Raw genomic sequence first — 20211 nt, forward strand, 5'->3', positions numbered from 1 at the left:
GCATGTACATCGCGGCAAGCCGTACCTCGGACCTGGCGGCCGGCACCGACCGGAAACCCGCGCTGAAACGCGTGTCCGCCAACGTGGTGGCGCTCGGGATGGTCAGCCTGGTCACCGACGTCTCCTCGGAGATGGTCACCGCCGTCCTCCCGCTCTACCTGGTGCTCGGCCTCGGCCTGAACCCGCTGCAGTTCGGGCTCCTCGACGGGCTCTACGCGGGCGCTACGGCCCTGGTGCGGGTGGCCGGCGGGCACCTCGCCGACCGGTGGCGGCGGCTCAAGGCCGTCGCCGGGTTCGGGTACGGCTTGTCCGCGGTGTGCAAGCTCGGCCTGGTCGCGGCCGGCTCGTCGGTCGCGGCGATCGGCGTCGTCCTCGCCGCCGACCGCACCGGCAAGGGCCTGCGCACCGCCCCGCGCGACGCCCTCATTTCCCTCAGCAGCACACCGGACGCGCTCGGCCGCTCGTTCGGCGTGCACCGCGCGCTCGACACCGTCGGCGCGTTCCTCGGCCCCCTGGTCGCGATGGCGGTGCTCGCCCTGAGCCTCGGCAGCTATACGAGCGTGTTCTTCACCAGCTTCTGCGTCGCCGCGATCGCCGTGCTGCTGCTGGCGTTGTTCGTCAAGGATCACCCCGGCGGCGTCGACCGCGCCGCGGTGTCGCTGCGAATGGCGGCGAACCTTCTCAAACAGGGCGACTTCCGGCGCGTGACGCTCTGGGCCGCGTTGCTGGGCCTGGTGACCGTCGGCGATTCGTTCGTCTACCTCGTCCTGCAGCGGCGCTGGGAGATCGCGGCCACGTTCTTCCCGCTGCTGCCGCTGGGCACCGCCGGCGTCTACCTGGTCCTGGCCGTGCCCCTCGGCAAGCTCGCCGACCGCGTCGGCCGCTGGCCGGTGTTCCTCGGCGGCCACGGGGCGCTGTGCCTGGCACTCGTGCTGCTCTGCGGCCCCCAGGCCGGCATCTGGCTCGCCGTCGTCGCGCTCGGCCTGCACGGCGTGTTCTACGCGGCCACCGACGGCGTCCTCATGGCCGCCGCCGGCCCGCTCATCCCGCGTGATCTCCGGGCCACCGGGATGGCCGTCGTGCAGACCGGGCAGGCCGTGGCCCGCATGCTCTCGTCCGTCCTTTTCGGACTGGCCTGGACGCTCTGGGACCTGCGGCCCGCGGTGCTCGCCGCCGCGGCCTGCCTGGTCCTGGTCGCCCTCGCCGCCGCCTTCGCGAAACCGGTGCGCCCGTGAAGAAACTCGTCCTCGCCCTCCTCGGCACGGTCCTGCTGATCGCCGCGGCCGTCGTCTACACCGTCAGCGCCCGCCACGGCACCGCGGACGCCGAGCCGGCCGCCCAGCTCACGCTGAGTCCCGGTCAGCTGCTGTTCCGCGACACCGCCACCGGCCGCGTCGGCACCCTCGACCTGGGAAAACGGCAGCTCAGCGGACTGAAGTGTGATCGTTTCGCGGTGGCGAAGCAGACAGCCGTCTGCCTGGCCGTGCGGCCGGGGACGCTCCCGGCGGTGACCGACGTCCTCGTCCTCGACGACCACCTCGCCGTCCGCCACACCGAGGCGCTGCCGGGCACGCCGAGCCGCGCCCGCGTGTCCCCGGACGGCAAGCGCGTCTACTGGACGCTCTTCGTCACCGGCGACTCCTATTCGCAGACCGGTTTTTCGACGCGCGCCGGGCTGTACGAGGTCGACACCGGCCGGCTCGTCAAGACGATCGAAGAGCTGCCGGTGTTCGTCGGCGACGAGCGGTACTTCGCTGCGGACGTCAACTACTGGGGCATCACTTTCGCCCCGGACGGCAACCGCTTCTACGCCACTCTCGGCAGCAAGGGCAAGACCTACCTCGTCGAGGCCGACTACCGGCGGTACCGCGGGAAAACCCTCCGGGAGAACGTCGAATGCCCGTCGCTCTCCCCGGACGCCACCCGGATCGCCTTCAAGAAGAAGACGGGTGAGGGCGTGTGGCGGCTGTCGGTCCTCGACCTGAAGACGATGCAGGAAACCGAACTGGCGGAACAGCGGAGCGTGGACGACCAAGCGCTCTGGCAGGACGACCACACCGTCCTCTACGGGCTGGACAATGCCGTCTGGGCGGTCCCGGCGGACGGCTCCGGCGCGCCACGAGAACTTGCCCGGAACGCCGCGTCGCCGGCCGTCACGGGGTGACGCCGACCGCCGCGAACAACGTCCGCGCGCACAGCTCCTCCTGGGTGACCGTCGGCTGGTCGAGCCACTCGAGGATCGTGGTCGCGACGAACGTCGGCGGCCATCCCGGCCTCGCGGATCTCCTGGATCTCGCGGTCGGCGCCGCTCGCGGACGATCGACGCTGATCGGTGCCGTCCCGCGCACGCCGCTGCAGGACACCGTGCGCATCGGCCGGCGCCTCGGGCCGATCTTCACCCGGAAGATCTTCGGCTTCGAGATCGTCTTCGTCGGCGGCGTCGACCTCGTCACCGAGCTGAACGACGAGACGAGGTTCGGCAAGCACGTCGGCATGGGCAGGCGCTCGGGATGGTGCTGCAGCGCGACGACTTCGAGGTCGATCCGTCGTGCGAACTCAAGATCGTCGAGTCGCTGACGCTCAAGCTCAGCGGGTTCACGCTGCGGTCGCGGGTGCGTACGGCGCCGAAAATGTCGGTGCCCTCCGGTAACGTGGAAAACGGGGGGCGCCCCCGCGGCCGGGGTCAGGACCTGAGGTAGCGCACCTGATCGGCTTTCGAACGCTCGTACTCGTCGCGGCCCGCGAGGTGCTCCGGCACGCCGACCTCCCACCACGCGCCGGCCTCGGTCCACGCCGACGGCTGCGTCTTGACGACGACCACGGCCGGACGCCGTTCCGACACCGCCGCCTCGCGGGCACGGGCGTAGGCGATGCGTAGCGAGTCCACATCGGACGCCGGGAAGACCAGGCAGCCCAACGACTCCGCGTGCCGCGCGAAGTCCACTCGCGGCGGCGAGGCGTGGGAAGTCGTGCAGTCGGCGTAGAAGTTGTTGAACGGCTTCCCGCCCTGCCCCTCCTGGAGCCGCCCGATCACCGCGTAGCCGTCGTTGTCGCAGACGACCGCGACGAACGGGTGACCCGCGAACGCGGCCGAGAACAGCTCGGAGTTCAGCATCAGGTACGAACCGTCGCCCAGCAGGGTCGTGACCAGGCCCGGATGGGCGATCGCCGCGCCCCATGCGCCGGACAGCTCGTAACCCATGCAGGAAAACCCGTACTCGACGTCCATCGAGATCGAGCCGGAGCCGCGCCAGCCGCCGATGAGTTCGCCCGGCAGGCCGCCGGACGCCGTCATCACGTAGTCGTCCGGCGCCGACAGGTCGTTCACCACGCCCACGACCTGGGCGTAGGACGGAACTTCGGCTGCTGCCGAGCGCAGCGAGTCGACATGCGTGTCCCAGGAAGCCCGCTCGGCTGCGGCCCGCGACGTCCACGCCGGGTCGACCCGCCAGCTCTCCAGCTGCGCGCCCAGGTCGGCCAGCCCCGCGTCGGCGTCCCCGACCACGGACAGCGCGCCGTGCTTCACCGCGTCGAACCGGGCCGCGTTGAGCGCGAGCAGGCGGACGTCGGGGGAGAAGACCGTCCACGACGCCGTCGTGAAGTCCTGCAGCCGCGTCCCGACGGCCAGGACGACGTCGGCCGCGGCCGCGAGGACGTTCGCCGACGTCGAGCCGGTGATGCCCAGCGGTCCGGCGTGCAGCGGATGGTCGTGGGCCACCAGTGTCCGGCCCGCCGTGGTCTCCACCAGCGGGATCCCGTGCCGTTCGGCGAAGTCCAGCGCACGTTTCCCGGCGCCGGAGTACCGGACGCCACCGCCGAGCACGAGCAACGGCCGTTGCGAAGCACGCAGGACACCCGCCGCTTCGGTGACCGAACGCCGGTCGGGACGCGGCCGCAGCGGCCGGTGCGTCACCGGTTCGAACAACGCGTCGGGGAAGTCGTACGTCTCCGCCTGGACGTCCTGCGGCAGCGCCAGCACCGCCGGTCCGCTGTCCGCCGGGTCCGTGAGCACCCGCGCGACCTGCGGCAACGTCGAAAGCAGCTGCTCGGGCCGGGTGATCCGGTCGAAGTAGCGCGAGACCGCGCGGAAGGCGTCGTTGACCGTCGCGGTCGCGTCGCCGAAGGGTTCGATCTGCTGCAGCACCGGGTCCGGCGCGCGGCCGGTGAACGTGTCGCCGGGCAGCAGCAGGACCGGCAGCCGGTTGGCGTGCGCGACCCCGGCCGCGGTGACCATGTTCAGCGCGCCCGGCCCGATCGACGACGTCACGACGCCGACCTGCCGCCGGTGCGTGGCTTTCGCGTACCCGACCGCGGCGAGCGCCATGCCCTGTTCGGTGTGGCCGCGCCAGACCGGCAGCTCGGCCCGGTGGTCTTCCAGGGCGGTCCCCAGGCCGAGCACGTTCCCGTGCCCGAAGATCGCGAAGACGCCGGGGAAGAGCGGGACTTCGCGCCCGTCCAGGGTTTCCGAGCGCTGCGCAAGGATCCAGCGGACCAGCGCCTGAGCCGTCGTCAGCTTCACTGGACACGCCCTTCGTGGCTCGTCACCGGACAGCGGGGATCGAGGTCCTGCGACGCCCACGTGTCGCGGACCCAGCCGTGCGCGGGGTCGTCGCAGAACGCCATCGACCGCTCGTCGGCGGGGCCGGCCAGGACGTTCAGGTAGTACATCGGGTAGCCCGGCGCGGCCACGCACGGACCGTGGTAGCCGCGCGGGATCAGGAAGACGTCGTGGTCGCGCACGGCGACGTCCTCGTCCAGCTCGCCGTCCGAGGTGTACGTCCGATGCAGGCCGAACCCTTCGCGCGACGGCGTCACCCCGTCGCGGCCGGCGATGCGGAAGTAGTAGATCTCCTCGTTGACGACCTCGCACTCGCTCGCTTCGTCGTGCTTGTGCGGCGGGTACGACGACCAGTTGCCGCCCGGCGTGATCAGCTCGCACGCGTTGAGCTTGTCGGCGTGATCCCACACCCCGGGCACGCCGAAGTTGGTCACCTGCCGCGTCGCCTGCCCGGCGCCGCGGACCTCGACCGGGACGTCTTCGGCGGGACCGTACTTCGGGGAGAGGCGACGGGTGCAGCGGGCCATCGGCAGCGCGACCTGCGCGCCGGTCTCGGAAGTCAGCTCGACCTCGGCGTCGCGGGGGACGTAGACGAAGTCCGTGACCCGGGTGAACACCGACTCACGCCCTTCCAGCTCGAACTCCTCGCCGTCGACGCGGACCGTGAGCGAGCCGGACAGCGGGAGCACGAACGCCTCGAACTCGCCGGTGTTGACCGTGCGCGGGAGCCGGGTGCCGATCCGGAGCACCCGCAGCCCCGTGTAGGCCCAGCCCGCCGAATCCGGGGTGAGCCGGACCGGGTCGGCATCGTCGGAAAGCGTCCCGAGTGGACGGTGCAGCTTGCTCACTTCGCGGCCTCCAAGACCTTCGCGGCGGCTTCGACGGCGGCACCGACGTCGCCGTCGGGCGGGTAGAGCAGGGTGCGGCCGACGACCAGGCCGCGGACGACGTCGTGGCGCAGCGTCCGGCCCCACGAGGCGAGATCGGCGGCCGGATCGCCGGACGGCACGCCGCCGAGCACGACCACCGGCAGCGTCGTCGCGCCCAGCACGGCGGCCGAGTCGGTCGAGGGGAGCTTCAGCCAGGTGTGCGCGGACGTCGTCCCGAGCCCGGACGCGACCGTGACGGCCCGCGTGAGCGACCCGGGATCCTTCTGCAGCACGAGCTTTCCCTCCGAGCGGAGGTAGGGGAGCGGTTCGACCATCGCCACCAGGCCGTACGCGGCCAGTTCGGTGACGGCGTCGGCGCAGGCCTGCAGGGTCGGGACCGTGCCGGGGTCGGAGTCGACGAGCCGCAGTAGCATCTTGCCGCCGTCGAGGCCGCAGTCGACGAGGGTGCGGGCGTCGTAGCCGGTGAAGCGGTCGTCGATCTCCCAGTCGGCGCCGGCGAGGCCGCCGCGGTTCATCGAGCCGAAGACGACCTTGTCGTGCAGCGCGCCGAGCAGGAGCAGTTCCTCGACGATGTCGGGGGTACCGAGGATGCCGTCGACCGCCGGGTTGGCGAGGGCGACGAGCAGGCGGTCGAGGAGGGTTCGCCGGTCGGCCATGGCGAGCGGGTCTTCACCGACGGACAGGGCCCCACGGGCCGGGTGGTCGGCCGCGACCAGGAACAGCGTGCCCTGGTCGGACAGGAGGTGGGGGCGCCGTTTGCGGGTCGCGTAGGCCTGGCGGATTGCGCCCGGGTTCGTGGCCCGGGTGTGCAGGAGGTCGCGCCAGCGTTCGTCGGTGAGGATCACAGGAGCTCCTCGATCTCGGCGACGGTCGGCATGGCGTCGGCGCAGGCCAGGCGGGACGCGACGAGCGCGCCCGCCGCGTTCGCGTACTCGGCGATGCGCACCGGCTCCCAGCCGGACAGCAAGCCGTGGATCAGCGCGCCGCCGAAGCCGTCGCCGGCGCCGAGCCCGCAGACGACCTCGACGCGTTGCGGCGGCACTGTCGAACGTCCCTCGGGCGTCGCCACCAGGACGCCGTCGGCGCCCTTCTTGATCACCGCGAGCCGCAGGCCGCGTTCGAGCATCCGATCGGCGGCGGCGTCCGGATCCGCGGTGCCGACGGCGACTTCGGCCTCGGTGCGGTTGCCGACCGCGACGGTGACGTGGTCGAGCATCGCGCCGATCTCTTCCCGGGCCTGGTCCACCGACGGCCAGAACATCGGCCGGTAGTCGAGGTCCAGCACGGTGTGCTCACGACGCCCGCGGGCCTCCAGGATCTTCCGTTGCGTGGTGCGGGCGGGCTCGGCGGAGACGCCGGTGCCGGTGACCCACAGCAGCGGCACCGACTCGACGACGTCCCACGGCACGTCCTCGTCGGTGAGTGTGAGGTCTGGCGCGATGGGGGAGCGGTAGAACAGCAGCGGCGGGTCCGCGGGCGGGTTCAGCTCGCAGAACACCACCGGCGTCTGGAGGTTTTCCGCGGTGCCCACGTGCGCCGAGGACACGCCGAAGCCTTCGAGGGCCTGCCGGACGTAGTCGCCGAAGCCGTCGGGGCCGACCTTGGTCAGCACCGACGTGCGCCGCCCGAGCCGCGCGGCGGCGACCGCGACGTTGGTCGCGGTCCCGCCGAGCGACTTGGCGAACGTGCTGACGCCGGCCAGGGGAACGCCGCTCTGTTCCGGATAGAGGTCGACGCCCACCCGGCCGATCGTCAGCGCCTCGAGACTCACGCCTTCTCCACCTGCCGCAGTTCGTGTTCCAGGGCTTCGAGTTCCGCACCGCCCGCCATCTGCCGGGTCAGCTCGTTGATGTCGATGTCCTTCTTCTCGTACGAGCCGAGCGGCGCACCGCGCTTGAGCAGCAGGAACCGGTCGGCGACCGGGTAGGCGTGGTGCGGGTTGTGCGTGATCAGCACGACGCCGAGCCCGCGATCCCGCGCCTGCGCGACGTACTTGAGCACCACCCCGGCCTGCTTGACGCCCAGCGCGGCGGTCGGCTCGTCGAGGATCAGCACCTTCGCGCCGAAGTACACCGCCCGCGCGATCGCGACGCACTGGCGTTCACCGCCCGACAGCGTCCCGACCGGCTGCTCGACGTCCCGCAGGTCGATGCCCATGTCGGACAGCGCCTGCTTGGTCGTCTCGCGGCCCTTCTTCCGGTCGAGCATCTTGAACGGGCCGAACCCGGTCGTCGGCTCGGACCCGAGGAAGAAGTTCCGCCAGACGCTCATCAGCGGCACCACGGCGAGGTCCTGGTACACCGTCGCGATGCCGTGGTCGAGCGACTCCCGCGGCGAGGCGAGCCGGACCGGCTGCCCGTCGATGAGGAACTCGCCGCGGTCGTGCTGGTGCACGCCGGCCAGGATCTTGATCAGCGTGGACTTCCCGGCGCCGTTGTCGCCGAGCACGCAGGTCACCTCGCCGACGTTGACCACAGTGGACACATCGCGCAGCGCGATGACACTGCCGTAGGTCTTCCCGATCTCGCGTACCTCGATGAGGCTCATCGCCGGACCCTTTCCGCGCGCCGCCGGAAGGCGTTGTTCACCAGGACCGCGGCCAGCAGCATGATGCCGAGGAACAGCATGAACCAGTCGCTGTTCCACTGCGCGAACACGATGCCCTGGCGGGCCATGCCGAAGATCAGCGCGCCGATCGCCGCGCCCACCGCCGAGCCGAACCCGCCGGTGAGCAGGCAGCCGCCGATCACCGCCGCGATGATGTACTGGAACTCCAGCCCGATGCCCTGGTTCGCCTGGACGCTGGCGAAGCGCAGGATGTTGATCGAGCCGACCAGCCACGCGCCGAGCGCGGTGCCCATGAACAGCAGGATCTTCGTGCGCACCACCGGCACGCCGACCGAGCGGGCCGACACCTGGGACCCGCCGACGGCGAAGATCCAGTTGCCGAACCGGGTCCGGACCAGCAGCCACGCGGCGATCGCCGTGACGACGATCCACCAGATGATCGACGACTGGAACTCGGTGCCGCCGACGCTGAACGTGGACGCGAACAACCCGCCGGCGGACTCGTAGCCGCTGGTCGAGCGCATGCCCGAGACCTGGACGGTGTTGGTCACCCAGCGCGTCACGCCGAGGTTGAGCCCCTGCAGGGCGAGGAACGACCCCAGCGTGACGATGAAGCTGGGCAGCCCGGTCTTCATCACCAGCCAGCCGTTGAACGCGCCGACGCCGAGCGCGAACGCCAGGGAGACTCCCAGCGCGAGCCAGACGTTCCACCCCGCCTGCGTCGCCAGGATCGCCGTGACCAGCGACGTCGACGCCGTCATCACGCCGGCCGAGAGGTCGAACTCGCCGCCGACCATGAGCAGCGCGACCACGACGGCCATGATGCCCAGGGTCGAGGAGTCGTCGAGCCAGGTCGCCACGCCCAGCGGGCTGAGGAACTGGCTGGTCACGACGGAGAAGAAGACGAACACGAGCACGGCGCCGAGCAGCGCGCCGATCTCCGGCCGGACGACCAGCCGGTCGGTCAGGCTTTTCTTCCCCACTCGTTCGTCGGGCGTTGCCTGGATCTCACCGGCCTTCGGGGGGTCCAGGGGGGCTTGCCCCCCGGCTGGGGTCTGGGGCTCGGCCCCAGAAGACGCCGCGGTCATCGCGTGCCGCGCTCCGCGTACGGGGCCACGGTGTCGATGGTGGTCTTGTCGACGAAGCCGGGGCCGGTCTGCACCGGGTGGCCGCCGCCGATGGTGTTGCCGTTCTCCTTGTACAGCTTGAGGAACACGATCGGCAGGTAGCCCTGCTCGTACTGCTGCTGGTCGACGGCGAACAGGATCGTGCCGGCCTTGATGGCCGCGACGACGTCGGCGTTCAGGTCGAACGTGGCGACCTGCGCCTTCGAGCTCGCCTCCTTGGCCGCGTCCACCGCGCGGGCCGCGACCTGGGAGTTCAGTGCCAGCACGGCGTCGATCGACGGGTCGGACTGCAGCGCGCCGCGGATGCGGGCCTGCGCGTCGGTCGGGTTGGAGATGTCGACCTGCAGCGTGGTGACGGTGCCGAAGGTCTGCTTCGCGCCGTCGCAGCGCTGGTTCTGGCCGATGTTGCCGGCCTCGTGGATGACGCACAGCAGCTTCGTCTTGCCGGCGGCCTTGAGGCGCTGGCCCGCGCCCTGGCCCGCGAGGCCCTCGCTCTGCCCGACGTGCGCGATCGCGCCGAACTGCGCGCTGGAATCCTCGCCGGAGTTGATCGTGACGACCGGGATGCCGGCCTTGACCGCGTTCTGGATCGACGTCTGCAGGGCCTGCGGGTTCGCCATGGAGACGACCAGGCCGCCGACCTTCTGCGCGACCGCGTTGTCGATCAGCTTGGCCTGGTTGCCGGGGTCGCCGTCGGAGTAGTAGTCGACGCCGACGTTGAGGTCCTTGCCCGCCTGCTCGGCGCCGTTCTTCACGACGTTCCAGAAGGCGTCGCCGGCGCTGCCGTGGGTGACGACGGCGACCTTCAGCGGGCCGCCCGAGCTGGGCGCGGCGGCCGACGGGGCGCTCGAGCTGCTGGACGAGTTGTCGGCGCTGGGGCCGCTGCAGGCGGACAGGACCAGCCCGGCGGCGGCGAGCGCCGCCACCCCGGCCAGCTTCTTGAAAGAGAACACAGTCACTCCTTTGGGACCAGGTTTCTAGAGAGAGTCGATGATCTTCGCGAGGTGGGCCAGGCTGCGCCCGGTGTCCCGGCGGGGGAGGTCGTCGGGGCTGGTGTCGCCGAGGGCGGTGTCCTGTTCGAGGACGTACCAGCCGTCGTAGCCGGCCGCCTGGACGGAGCGCACCATCGACGCCACGTCCACGTCTCCTTCGCCGAGCGGGGTGTAGATGCCCCGCCCGACCGCGTCGGTGTAGCCGAGCCGGCCCGCGCGGACCTCGGCCGCCAGGTCTTCCCGGACGTCCTTCAGATGCACGTGTCCCACCCGTTCGGGATACCGCTTCGCCAGCTCGACCGGATCCGTCCCGCCGATCATCAGGTGCCCGGTGTCGAGGCACAAGCCCAGCGTGGAATCGGCGAGGAAGCGCTCGACCTCGGCCTGCTGCTCGACGTGCGTCCCGACGTGCGGGTGCAGCACGGTGCGCAGGCCGTGGGCGGCGGCGATGTCCCCGATCTTGCCGGCCGTGTCGACGAGCGTCGCCCATTCGGCGTCGGTGAGCTTCGGGCGTTCGTCGTAGCCGTCGAGCCCGGTCGCGGCGGCGAGCACGAGCACGTCACCGCCGCACGCGGCGAACAGCGCGGCCGACTCCTCGGCTTCCTTGAGGGCGTTCTCCTGATTTTCGTGGAGGACGACGGCGAGGAAGCCGCCGACAAGCTTCAGGCCGTGCTTCCCGAGCAGTTCCCGGAGCTCCGCCGGGTCGCGGGGGAGGTAGCCGGGCGGGCCCAGTTCGGTGGCTTGGACCCCGAGCGCCGCCATTTCCGCGAGCACGGTCGCCGCATCGAGCACCCGCCCCCAGCCCGGCACTTCGCAGACACCCCAAGAGATCGGCGCGGCGGCTACTCGGATCGTCGCTGTCACCAGGGGCCTCCGTTGGTCCGTTGGAGCGCTCTATTGATTAGAGCGCTCTAATCTTGTAGCGTCCGTCACAGCAAGTCAAGGCCGAGTTTTCGATGCTGAGGGGAGGTGCGGCATGCGTCCGACCATGGAAGACGTCGCCGCGCGGGCGGGGGTTTCCCGCGCGCTGGTCTCCCTGGTGATGAGGAATTCACCGAAGGTGTCCGACGCGCGGCGCGCCGCTGTCCTGCGCGCGGCCGAAGAACTCGGCTACCAGCCGCACGTGATGGCGCGGTCCCTGGCCAGCCGGACGTCCACGGTGCTCGGGGTGATGGTCAACGACCTGCGCAACGCCTTCTTCGCCGACATCGTCGAAGAGCTGGACAGCGCCGCGCAGGCGGCGGGCTTCGACCTGATCCTCACCACGGGCGGCCGCAGTCCCACGCGCGAGTGGAACGCCTTGCACAACCTCCTTTCCTTCCGTCCGGCGGGGATCATCCTGCTTTCGCCGGTCGTCCCGGCGTCGGCGATCCAGGTCGCGGCCCGGCAGTGCCCGGTCGTGCTGGTCTCGCGGACCGCCCGCTCGTCCACAGTGGACACGGTGAACGACGACGGCGAGGCGGGTTCCGCACTGGCCGTCGACCACCTGGTCGGCCTCGGGCACCGGCGCATCGCGCACCTCGACGGCGGTGGCGCGGCCGGCGCGGCTCAACGGCGGCGGGGCTTCGAGGCCGCCATGCGGCGGCACGGGCTCGAGCCGATCATCGTGCGCAGCGAGCACACCGACATCGGGGGTGAGAACGCCGTGCGGGAGCTGCTGGCCGCGTACCCGCCTCCGGACCGGCCGACGGGGCTGGTCTCCGGCAACGACTTCAACGCCGTGGGGGCGATCTCGGCGCTCGAAGAGGCCGGGCTGCGCGTACCCGAGGACGTGTCGGTCGTCGGCTACGACAACACGTCGCTCGCCGCGCTTCGCCACCTTTCCCTGACCACAGTGGACCAGCCACGCAAGGACATGGCCCGGCTGGCCTTCGAAGCGCTGATCGAACGCGTCCGCGGGGAGCGCACGGAGCCGGTCCGGCACCTGCTGCACCCCTCCCTGGTGGTCCGCGCGACCACCGCTCAGTTTCCGACCCGGCCAAAAGCAGGCCGCCCCCCGAGCGGCACGTGACCGTCGCTGCAAAGGCATTCGGCCGTGGCTGTGGCGGGGTCGGAAACCATTGGCACAGTTCCGAGACTGGAGGAGCACCACGATGAGGTTGGGACTGGCGGGCACCGGCCGGATCGGCACCGCGCACGCGGAGACGCTGAAGGGGTTCGACGAGGTGGAGTCGGTCGTCGTGGCCGACGTCGACCCGGCGCGTGCGTCGTCGGCCGCCGCGAAGCTGGGCGTCGAGACGGCTTCCCTCGACGAGATGTTCGCCGCGGGCCTCGACGGCCTGGTCGTCACGGCCGCCACCGACGCGCACCCGGGCCTGATCATCGCGGCGGTCGACGCGGGCATCCCGGTGTTCTGCGAAAAGCCGGTCGCGGCCGACATCCCGGGCACCCTGGCCGTGATCGACCGCATCGGCGCGTCGGACGTCCCGGTCCAGATCGGCTTCCAGCGGCGGTTCGACGCGGGGTACGCGGCGGCGCGGGCGGCGGTCGCGTCCGGTGAACTGGGCTGGCTGCACACCCTGCGCGCGACGACGTTCGACCCGGCGCCCCCGCCGGCGGAGTACGTGGCGCATTCGGGCGGGCTGTTCCGCGACTGCGGCGTGCACGACTTCGACATCATCCGCTGGGTGAGCGGCCGCGAGGTTTCCGAGGTGTACGCGATCGGCGCGAACCGGGGAGAGCGGTTCTTCGCGGACGCGGGCGACGTCGACACGGCGGCGGCGACGCTCACCTTGGACGACGACACGCTGGCGACGGTGTCCCTCACGCGCTACAACGGCGCGGGCTACGACGTGCGGCTGGAGGCGTTGGGTTCTCTCGCGAACGTCGTGGTGGGGTTGGACGACCGGGCGCCGCTGCGCTCGGTGGAGCCGGCCGTGGCGCCGCTGCCGGGCCCGGCGTACCCGGGGTTCATGGAGCGGTTCCGCCCGGCGTACACGACGGAACTGCGGGCGTTCCTGGACGTCGTCGCCGGCCGGGCACCCTCGCCGTGCGTCGCGGCGGACGCGTTGGAGGCGTTCTACATCGCGGAGGCGTGCGAGGTCTCTCGCCGGGAGCGGCGTCCGGTGAAGCTGGCGGAGGTTCGCCGCTAACGTGGCGAGGTGACCGACGTAGTGCTCACCCCCTTGAACGAAGCCGCGCTGGCCCGGCTGCTCGACGCGGCCGTGACCGGGGCGGATCCCCTCGAGGTGATGCCCCCGGTCGACGATCGGCCCGGCTGGACCCCCGCCCGACGGGACGCGTTCCGGGCGTTCCACCGCGGCCGCTCGCTCGACCCGGCGACCGCGGTGGAACGCACGTGGGTGATCGACGTGAACGGGACCGCGGCCGGTGCCGCCCGGCTGGAGCGCTCCGGGGACGCGGTGGAGGCGGGCGTCTGGCTGAGCCGTGCGGTCCGCGGCCGCGGCATCGGCCGTGTGGTGGCGGCACTGCTGCTGGCGGAGGCCCGGACTTCCGGTGCGGCCAGGTTCATCGCCTCGACCACGGCCGGCAACCACGGCGCCCGGTCACTGCTGGCCGGGCTCGGCGCGGCACTCACCACCGACGGGGACGAGGTGACCGCGGACCTCCGGCTGGGCTGAAGTCCCGGACGACTCATTACCTGTCGTCCGGCGAGGTGAACGAGTCGTTCACGACGTCCCGGCGGTCACTCGGGAGAGCGCGAAGGCCGCAGCCGCGGCAGGATCTCCGTCCGCACGTACTCCAGTGCGTTCCGCTCAGGGACGATGTGCGGCCCCTGCACCCACACCACCCCGTGTCGTCGCGCGGCGGCCGTGACGCGCTCCCGCAGCGGGCCCACCACCCCCGCGCCCAGGACCAGCGCCTCGTAAGCACCCAGCCGGGACAGCAGCGCTTCCTCCGAGTCGACGCCGTCCGCGGCGAGACCCGCCGCGGACAGCGCCGCCGTCACCCTCGAGACCGTGGCCGGGTTGCGGCCGAACAGCAGCACCTTCATGGCATCAGCCTCACACCTCAAGGGCACTCGAGGTCAAGCGCCGTGAAGGCCTCCTTACCGGCCATAGGCGCCGGTAAGGAGGCCTTCACGGACAACTCAGTCGAGCTCGAGCGTGGGCTGGTACATCTCGATCCAGTGGTAGAGGTCGAGCAAGCGGTCCAGCCCGACCCGCGCCGCCGGGTTCATGGTCGCCGGGTCCACTTCGGACACCCGGTGCGCCCACGTCTTGTCGACCAGGCCGAACACCGCGTGGCCCGGGTCCGCGAGGACCTCCTTGGTCTGCTGCTGCAACGCCGCCGCGTAGCCGGGGTCCTGCGTCGACGGGTACGGGCTCTTCACGCGGTCGCGCACCGAGTCCGGCAGGACGTGCTTCGTCGCGTGCCGCAGCAGGCTCTTCTCGCGGCCGTCGAACGTCTTCAGCGACCACGGCGTGTTGTAGACGTACTCGACCAGCCGGTGGTCGCAGAACGGCACGCGGACCTCCAGGCCCACCGCCATCGACGCGCGGTCCTTGCGGTCGAGCAGCATCCGCACGAACCGGGTCAGGTGGAGGTTGCAGATGACCCGCATCCGCGCGTCCTGCGCGGACTCGCCGTCCAGGTGGTCGACCGAAGAAACCGCGGTCCGGTACTGGTCCGCGATGTAGGACTCCAGGTCCAGCTTCTGCCGCAGCTCGGTCGTGTACAGCGACGCCCGCTCGTCCATCATCGACGTCCGGAACGCCAGCCACGGGAACGTGTCCGCGTTGACGGCCTTCTCGTCGTGGAACCAGCGGTAGCCGCCGAACACCTCGTCGGCCGACTCGCCCGACAGCGCCACCGTCGACTCGGCGCGGATCGCCTTGAACAGCAGGTACAGCGACGTGTCCATGTCGCCGAGCCCGGCCGGGATGTCCCGGGCCTTCAGCACCGCGCGCCGCACCGCCGGGTCGCTCAGCTCCGCCGGGTTCAGCATGACGTTCTGGTGCGCCGACCCGACCAGCTCCGCGACGTCACGGATGTACGGCGAGTCCGCGGTGTCGCGCATCTCGTCCGGCTTGAAGTTCTCCTCCTGGCCGAAGAAGTCGACGGAAAACGTCCGCAGCTGCTCGCCCTGCTCGGCGAGGTGGGGTGCGGCGAGACCGGTGACGGCACTCGAGTCGAGCCCGCCCGACAGCAGCACGCAGCGCGGGACGTCCGCGACCAGCTGGCGGTGCACGATGTCGGTCATCAGCTCGCGGACGCGGGCGACCGTGGTCTCCTGGTCGTCGGTGTGCTGCTTCGCGTCGAGCTTCCAGTACGTGCGGGTGCGGACGCCCTCGCGCGACACGGTGACGATCGTGCCGGGCTGGACCTCCTCCATGCCCTTCCACAGCGACCAGCCGGGGCGCTTGGTGAACGCCATCAGCTCGCGCAGGCCGTCGGTGTCGACCACCTTGCCCGCCAGCGGGTTCGCGAGGATGGCCTTCGGCTCGGAGCCGAACAGGACGCCGTCGCGGGTCGGGTAGTAGTAGAACGGCTTGATGCCCATCCGGTCGCGGATCATGACGAGCCGGTCGTCGCGCTCGTCCCAGATCGCGAACGCGTACATGCCGTTGAGGTGGTCGACGACCTCGTCGCCCCACTGCAGGTAGCCGTGCAGCACGACCTCGGTGTCGCTGTCGGTCTCCCACTGGTGGCCGAGCTTCGTCAGCTCTTCCTTCAGTTCGGTGAAGTTGTAGGCCTCCCCGCTGTAGACCATCGCGACGTCGCCGTTCGGCGTGTGCACGGACATCGGCTGACGGCCGCCGGGCAGGTCGATGATGGCCAGCCGCCGGTGGCCGAGCGCGACGTGCGTGCGCACCCACGTGCCGACGTCGTCCGGGCCGCGGCAGGCCATGGTCTCCGTCATGGCGTCGACCACGTCCGGACGGCGGGTGAGGTCGGCGTCGTAGGAAACCCAGCCGGCGATACCGCACATAGTGATCCCCTCTCCCAAATCTCCTACAGGTTTGCTTAGCCGATACAACTATCGGTAACACAGGTGTAACACGGGCTGTGGATCTTGTCTGCCCGAATTGCACGTTCCGCACTTGTTCGGTCACGCGTTGTGTCGCGAGTCACTGACCAACTGCATACGGTGAGTACCGGGCAAACGTTTGCGTGACGCCCGCCACCGGCCATAAAGACGGCGTAAACGCGTGTCAGGAACGCATCAAGACGCCGTCAGCCCCAGGTCGGGACGAGGTCCCGGAGCCGCACAGTGAACGCGTCCGGTCCCCGAACCCGGTGACCCGTCTCGAGAGGTGCCCTGTGGCCGACTTGCTCTACGCCGTCCTGCTGATCGGCGTGTTCGTGGTGCTCGCGCTGGCGCTGCGTGGGCTGGAAAAGCTGTGAGCGGCGCGGGAACTCCTGCCAACGTCGTCGGCGGGCTGCTGGCGCTCGGTCTGCTCGTCTACCTGTTCGTCGCCTTGATCAGGCCGGAGAAATTCTGATGTCCGACACCGCGGCCGGGCTCATCCAGCTCGGCCTCCTCCTCGCCGCCCTCGCCGCGGTCTACAAGCCCCTCGGCGATCACCTGGCGCGCGTCTTCTCCACCGAGAAGCATTCGAAGCTCGAGAAGGGCCTGTACAAGCTCTTCCGCGTCGACCCGGACTCCGAGCAGCGGTGGCCGACCTACGCCGCGGGCGTGCTCGGCTTCTCGTTCGTCTCGATCGTCCTGCTCTACCTGTTGCAGCGGCTCCAGCCGTTCCTGCCGTGGAGCCTGGGCCGCGGCTCGGTGAGCCCGGGCGTCGCGTTCAACACGGCGGTTTCGTTCGTCACCAACACGAACTGGCAGTCCTACGTCCCCGAGACGACGATGGGCCACTTCGTGCAGATGGCCGGGTTGACCGTGCAGAACTTCCTGTCCGCCGGCGTCGGCCTGGCCGTGGCGATCGCGGTCACCCGCGGGTTCGTCCGGGCGAAGACCGACCGGCTCGGCAACTTCTGGGTGGACCTCACGCGCGGCACGGTCCGCGTCCTGCTGCCGATGGCGTTCGTGTTCGCGATCGTGCTGGTCGCGCTCGGTGTCGTGCAGAGCCTCAAGGCGGGCGTCGCCGTCACCAACCCGGACGGCAGCTCCAGCACCATCGCGCTGGCCCCGGCGGCGAGCCAGGAGGCGATCAAGGAGCTCGGCACCAACGGCGGCGGCATCCTCAACGCCAACTCCGCGCACCCCTTCGAGAACCCGAACGCCTGGACCAACTTGGTCGAGCTGTTCCTCATCCTGGTGATCCCGGTCAGCCTGACCCGCGCGTTCGGCAAGCTCGTCGGCAAGCCCCGGCAGGGGTACGTCCTGCTCGGCGTGATGAGCCTGCTGTGGGCGGCTTCGCTGGCCCTCATCTGGTTCTCCGAAGCCCACGCGAACAACCCGGCGGCGCTGGCCGCGGGCGCGAACATGGAGGGCAAGGAACAGCGGTTCGGCATCGGCCTGACGTCGATCTTCGCCGACACCACCACCGGCACGTCGACGGGGGCGGTCAACGGTGCCCACGACAGTCTCTCGGGCCTCGGCGGCGGGGGACCGTTGCTGAACATGCTCTACGGCGAGATCTCGCCCGGCGGGGTCGGCACCGGCCTCTACGGGATCCTGGTCATGGCGGTCATCGCGATGTTCCTGGCCGGCCTGATGGTCGGGCGCACGCCGGAGTACCTGGGCAAGAAGCTCGGCAAGCGCGAGGTGACCTGCGCGGCGATCGCCATGCTCGCGATGCCGACCGTGGTGCTCCTCGGCTCCGGGATCGCGCTGCTGCTGCCGGACACGGCCGGCGCGCTCGGCAACGGCGGCGCGCACGGCCTGTCCGAAATCCTCTACGGCTACGCGTCCACCGGCAACAACAACGGCAGCGCGTTCGGCGGCCTGACCGCGACGAGCGACTGGTTCCAGTCGTCGTTCGGCGTCGCCATGGCGATCGGCCGGTTCGTGCCGATCCTCGCCGTGCTCTGCCTGGCCGGTTCGCTGGCCGCGCAACGCAAGGTGCCCGAAACCGCGGGCACCCTGCCCACCACCGGGCCGCTCTTCGCCACCATGCTCACCGGCACGGTGGTGCTCGTCGCGGCCCTCACCTTCATCCCGGCGCTCGCGCTCGGGCCCATCGCGGAGGCACTCGCATGACCGTCGGCGCCGGGGTGTTCAGCCCCCGCCAGCTCTGGACGTCGCTCCCCGACGCGGTCCGGAAGCTCAACCCGAAGCACCAGCTCGGCAATCCCGTGATGTTCGTGGTGTGGGTGGGTTCCGCGCTCACCACGGTCTTCGCGGTCACCGACCCGAGCGTGTTCACCATCCTGATCGCCGTCTGGCTGTGGTTCACGGTCCTCTTCGCGAACCTCGCCGAAGCCGTCGCCGAAGGACGCGGCAAAGCCCAAGCCGAGAGCTTGCGGAAATCGAAGAAGGAGACCGTCGCCCGCCGGCTCACCGATGCCGGAGAGGAACAGGTACCGGGGGTCGAGCTGAAGATCGGCGACCTGGTCGTCGTCGAGGCGGGTCAGGTGATCCCGGGCGACGGCGACGTCGTCGAGGGCATCGCGACCGTCGACGAGTCGGCCATCACCGGCGAGTCGGCCCCGGTCATCCGCGAGTCCGGTGGCGACCGCAGCGCCGTCACCGGCGGCACGACCGTGCTGAGCGACCGGATCGTCGTGAAGATCACGACCAAGCCGGGCGAGTCCTTTGTGGACCGCATGATCGCGTTGGTGGAAGGCGCTTCGCGGAAGAAGACGCCGAACGAGATCGCGCTGACCATCCTGCTCTCGACGCTCACGATCATCTTCCTGCTCGCCGTCGTCGCGCTGCAGCCGATGGCCCGCTACTCGGGGTCCGAGCAGTCCGTGATCGTGCTGACCGCGCTGCTGGTCTGCCTGATCCCGACGACGATCGGCGCGCTGCTGAGCGCGATCGGCATCGCGGGCATGGATCGCTTGGTGCAGCGCAACGTCCTCGCGACGAGCGGCCGCGCGGTGGAAGCCGCCGGCGACGTCTCGACGTTGCTGCTCGACAAGACCGGCACCATCACGTTCGGCAACCGCTGCGCGACCGAGCTGATCCCGGTCGGATCGTCCACGATGGACGAACTCGCGCGTGCCGCCCGGCTGGCCAGCCTCGCCGACGAAACCCCCGAGGGCCGCAGCGTCGTCGAGCTGACGTCGGACCACGCGGCCCAGGACGAGCGGGGAGAGTTCGTCCCCTTCACCGCGCAGACGCGGATGAGCGGGATCGACATCGGTGATCGGCGGATCCGCAAGGGCGCGGCAAGCGCCGTCCGGGCGTGGGTGCGCGACAACGGCGGCGAATTCCCCGACGAGACCGAGCGTGTGGTGGACGAGATCAGCGCCCAGGGCGGCACTCCGCTGGTGGTCGCCGAAGACGCCGAAGACACTACTGTGCGCGGCGTGATCCGGCTGTCCGACGTCGTCAAGCCGGGCATGAAGGAGCGCTTCGAGGAACTGCGGGCGATGGGCATCAAGACGGTGATGATCACCGGCGACAACCCGCTCACCGCCAAGGCCATCGCCGCGGACGCCGGGGTCGACGACTACCTCGCCGAGGCCAAGCCCGAAGACAAGATGGCGCTCATCAAGCAGGAGCAGGAAGGTGGCCGGCTCGTCGCGATGACCGGCGACGGCACCAACGACGCGCCCGCGCTCGCGCAGTCCGACGTCGGCGTCGCGATGAACACCGGCACGTCGGCCGCGAAGGAGGCCGGCAACATGGTCGACCTCGACAGCGACCCGACGAAGCTGATCGAGATCGTCGAGATCGGCAAGCAGCTGCTGATCACCCGCGGCGCGCTGACCACGTTCAGCGTCGCCAACGACCTCGCCAAGTACTTCGCGATCCTCCCCGCGATGTTCACCGGTATCTACGCCCAGCTGGGCGGGCTGAACATCATGCACCTGGCCACGCCGAAGTCGGCGATCCTCTCCGCGGTCATCTTCAACGCGCTGATCATCGTCGTGCTGATCCCGCTCGCCTTGCGCGGCGTGCGGTACAAGCCGTCGTCGGCCTCGGCCCTGCTGCGCCGCAACCTGCTCTTCTACGGCCTCGGCGGCATCGTCAGCCCCTTCCTCGGGATCTGGCTGATCGACCTGCTGGTGCGCCTCGTCCCTGGAATCGGGTGACCTTC

19 protein-coding genes are annotated in these 20211 nt (G+C 70.6%); 9 read left to right on the forward strand and 10 right to left on the reverse strand.

Annotated features, from left to right (window positions below; genetic code table 11):
• The first annotated feature begins 2 nt into the window (after positions 1–2).
• Genes ACZ4TR_RS38785 through ACZ4TR_RS38795 form a run of 3 tightly spaced genes read left to right on the forward strand, consistent with a single transcriptional unit; the run spans position 3 to position 2577 of the window.
• Positions 3–1235 carry an MFS transporter gene (locus tag ACZ4TR_RS38785; RefSeq protein ID WP_465293168.1) on the forward strand — a complete coding sequence of 411 codons (1233 nt, stop codon included), beginning with the start codon at positions 3–5 and terminating at the stop codon, positions 1233–1235.
• Positions 1232–2164, forward strand: coding sequence for a TolB-like translocation protein (locus ACZ4TR_RS38790; protein ID WP_465293169.1), 933 nt, complete (start codon positions 1232–1234; stop codon positions 2162–2164). The genes ACZ4TR_RS38785 and ACZ4TR_RS38790 overlap by 4 nt, the downstream gene beginning before the upstream one ends.
• Positions 2161–2577, forward strand: coding sequence for a hypothetical protein (locus ACZ4TR_RS38795; protein ID WP_465293170.1), 417 nt, complete (start codon positions 2161–2163; stop codon positions 2575–2577). Before ACZ4TR_RS38790 ends, ACZ4TR_RS38795 begins: the two co-directional genes overlap by 4 nt.
• Positions 2578–2683: 106 nt before the next feature.
• Here the strand turns inward: ACZ4TR_RS38795 and iolD are convergent, their stop codons facing one another.
• The 8 genes from iolD to ACZ4TR_RS38835 all read right to left on the reverse strand — a co-directional run bounded on the left by iolD (position 2684) and on the right by ACZ4TR_RS38835 (position 10999).
• The gene (gene iolD / locus ACZ4TR_RS38800) at positions 2684–4519 is read right to left on the reverse strand and encodes a 3D-(3,5/4)-trihydroxycyclohexane-1,2-dione acylhydrolase (decyclizing) (RefSeq protein WP_465293171.1); all 1836 of its coding nucleotides are present in this window, start codon (positions 4517–4519) and stop codon (positions 2684–2686) included.
• Positions 4516–5406, reverse strand: coding sequence for a 5-deoxy-glucuronate isomerase (gene iolB, locus ACZ4TR_RS38805; RefSeq protein WP_465293172.1), 891 nt, complete (start codon positions 5404–5406; stop codon positions 4516–4518). The genes iolD and iolB overlap by 4 nt, the downstream gene beginning before the upstream one ends.
• Complete coding sequence (locus ACZ4TR_RS38810) at positions 5403–6293, reverse strand: Cgl0159 family (beta/alpha)8-fold protein (RefSeq protein ID WP_465293173.1); 891 nt, start codon at positions 6291–6293, stop codon at positions 5403–5405. Before ACZ4TR_RS38810 ends, iolB begins: the two co-directional genes overlap by 4 nt.
• The gene (gene iolC / locus ACZ4TR_RS38815; protein WP_465293174.1) at positions 6290–7219 is read right to left on the reverse strand and encodes a 5-dehydro-2-deoxygluconokinase; all 930 of its coding nucleotides are present in this window, start codon (positions 7217–7219) and stop codon (positions 6290–6292) included. The genes ACZ4TR_RS38810 and iolC overlap by 4 nt, the downstream gene beginning before the upstream one ends.
• A complete protein-coding gene (locus ACZ4TR_RS38820; RefSeq protein WP_465293175.1) occupies positions 7216–7995 on the reverse strand; it encodes an ATP-binding cassette domain-containing protein in 780 nt (259 codons plus the stop codon). Before ACZ4TR_RS38820 ends, iolC begins: the two co-directional genes overlap by 4 nt.
• Positions 7992–8933 (reverse strand): ABC transporter permease, encoded by a 942-nt coding sequence (locus tag ACZ4TR_RS38825; RefSeq protein ID WP_465293399.1) that lies wholly within the window; start codon positions 8931–8933, stop codon positions 7992–7994. Before ACZ4TR_RS38825 ends, ACZ4TR_RS38820 begins: the two co-directional genes overlap by 4 nt.
• A 167-nt stretch (positions 8934–9100) precedes the next feature.
• A complete protein-coding gene (locus tag ACZ4TR_RS38830) occupies positions 9101–10096 on the reverse strand; it encodes a sugar ABC transporter substrate-binding protein (RefSeq protein ID WP_465293176.1) in 996 nt (331 codons plus the stop codon).
• A 24-nt stretch (positions 10097–10120) separates the two neighbouring features.
• Positions 10121–10999, reverse strand: a complete 879-nt coding sequence (locus ACZ4TR_RS38835) for a TIM barrel protein (RefSeq protein ID WP_465293177.1) — start codon at positions 10997–10999, stop codon at positions 10121–10123.
• A 112-nt stretch (positions 11000–11111) separates the two neighbouring features.
• On the opposite strand from ACZ4TR_RS38835, the gene ACZ4TR_RS38840 reads away from it, so the two are divergent.
• The 3 genes from ACZ4TR_RS38840 to ACZ4TR_RS38850 all read left to right on the forward strand — a co-directional run bounded on the left by ACZ4TR_RS38840 (position 11112) and on the right by ACZ4TR_RS38850 (position 13716).
• Entirely contained in the window at positions 11112–12146 is a 1035-nt protein-coding gene (locus ACZ4TR_RS38840; protein WP_465293178.1) for a LacI family DNA-binding transcriptional regulator, read from the forward strand.
• Between the two features lie 82 nt (positions 12147–12228).
• The gene (locus ACZ4TR_RS38845) at positions 12229–13227 is read left to right on the forward strand and encodes a Gfo/Idh/MocA family protein (RefSeq protein WP_465293179.1); all 999 of its coding nucleotides are present in this window, start codon (positions 12229–12231) and stop codon (positions 13225–13227) included.
• 9 nt (positions 13228–13236) lie between these two features.
• Positions 13237–13716, forward strand: coding sequence for a GNAT family N-acetyltransferase (locus ACZ4TR_RS38850; protein ID WP_465293180.1), 480 nt, complete (start codon positions 13237–13239; stop codon positions 13714–13716).
• Positions 13717–13781: 65 nt separating this feature from the next.
• Here the strand turns inward: ACZ4TR_RS38850 and ACZ4TR_RS38855 are convergent, their stop codons facing one another.
• Together ACZ4TR_RS38855 and asnB are read right to left on the reverse strand one after the other, a co-directional pair.
• Positions 13782–14090, reverse strand: coding sequence for a hypothetical protein (locus ACZ4TR_RS38855; RefSeq protein WP_465293181.1), 309 nt, complete (start codon positions 14088–14090; stop codon positions 13782–13784).
• 96 nt (positions 14091–14186) lie between these two features.
• The gene (asnB, locus tag ACZ4TR_RS38860) at positions 14187–16028 is read right to left on the reverse strand and encodes an asparagine synthase (glutamine-hydrolyzing) (protein WP_465293182.1); all 1842 of its coding nucleotides are present in this window, start codon (positions 16026–16028) and stop codon (positions 14187–14189) included.
• A 412-nt stretch (positions 16029–16440) separates the two neighbouring features.
• Here asnB and kdpF point away from each other — a divergent pair, with 412 nt between their 5' ends.
• The 3 genes from kdpF to kdpB are packed head-to-tail and all read left to right on the forward strand — an operon-like array spanning position 16441 to position 20206.
• On the forward strand, positions 16441–16542 hold the full coding sequence (gene kdpF / locus ACZ4TR_RS38865) for a K(+)-transporting ATPase subunit F (RefSeq protein WP_364515690.1): 102 nt from the start codon (positions 16441–16443) through the stop codon (positions 16540–16542).
• Positions 16542–18203 carry a potassium-transporting ATPase subunit KdpA gene (kdpA, locus tag ACZ4TR_RS38870; RefSeq protein ID WP_465293183.1) on the forward strand — a complete coding sequence of 554 codons (1662 nt, stop codon included), beginning with the start codon at positions 16542–16544 and terminating at the stop codon, positions 18201–18203. Before kdpF ends, kdpA begins: the two co-directional genes overlap by 1 nt.
• Entirely contained in the window at positions 18200–20206 is a 2007-nt protein-coding gene (kdpB, locus tag ACZ4TR_RS38875; RefSeq protein ID WP_465293184.1) for a potassium-transporting ATPase subunit KdpB, read from the forward strand. Before kdpA ends, kdpB begins: the two co-directional genes overlap by 4 nt.
• Positions 20207–20211: the final 5 nt, after the last annotated feature.

The organism is Amycolatopsis sp. NPDC028719 (assembly GCF_055565395.1).

Excerpts from the sequence above, each read along its gene's own strand:
- ACZ4TR_RS38845 (WP_465293179.1), top strand. The coding sequence starts at position 12,229 with ATGAGGTTGGGACTGGCGGGCACCGGCCGGATCGGCACCGCGCACGCG.
- kdpA (WP_465293183.1), top strand. The coding sequence starts at position 16,542 with ATGTCCGACACCGCGGCCGGGCTCATCCAGCTCGGCCTCCTCCTCGCC.
- ACZ4TR_RS38855 (WP_465293181.1), bottom strand. The coding sequence starts at position 14,090 with ATGAAGGTGCTGCTGTTCGGCCGCAACCCGGCCACGGTCTCGAGGGTG.
- kdpB (WP_465293184.1), top strand. The coding sequence starts at position 18,200 with ATGACCGTCGGCGCCGGGGTGTTCAGCCCCCGCCAGCTCTGGACGTCG.
- asnB (WP_465293182.1), bottom strand. The coding sequence starts at position 16,028 with ATGTGCGGTATCGCCGGCTGGGTTTCCTACGACGCCGACCTCACCCGC.
- ACZ4TR_RS38820 (WP_465293175.1), bottom strand. The coding sequence starts at position 7,995 with ATGAGCCTCATCGAGGTACGCGAGATCGGGAAGACCTACGGCAGTGTC.
- ACZ4TR_RS38785 (WP_465293168.1), top strand. The coding sequence starts at position 3 with ATGTACATCGCGGCAAGCCGTACCTCGGACCTGGCGGCCGGCACCGAC.
- ACZ4TR_RS38840 (WP_465293178.1), top strand. The coding sequence starts at position 11,112 with ATGCGTCCGACCATGGAAGACGTCGCCGCGCGGGCGGGGGTTTCCCGC.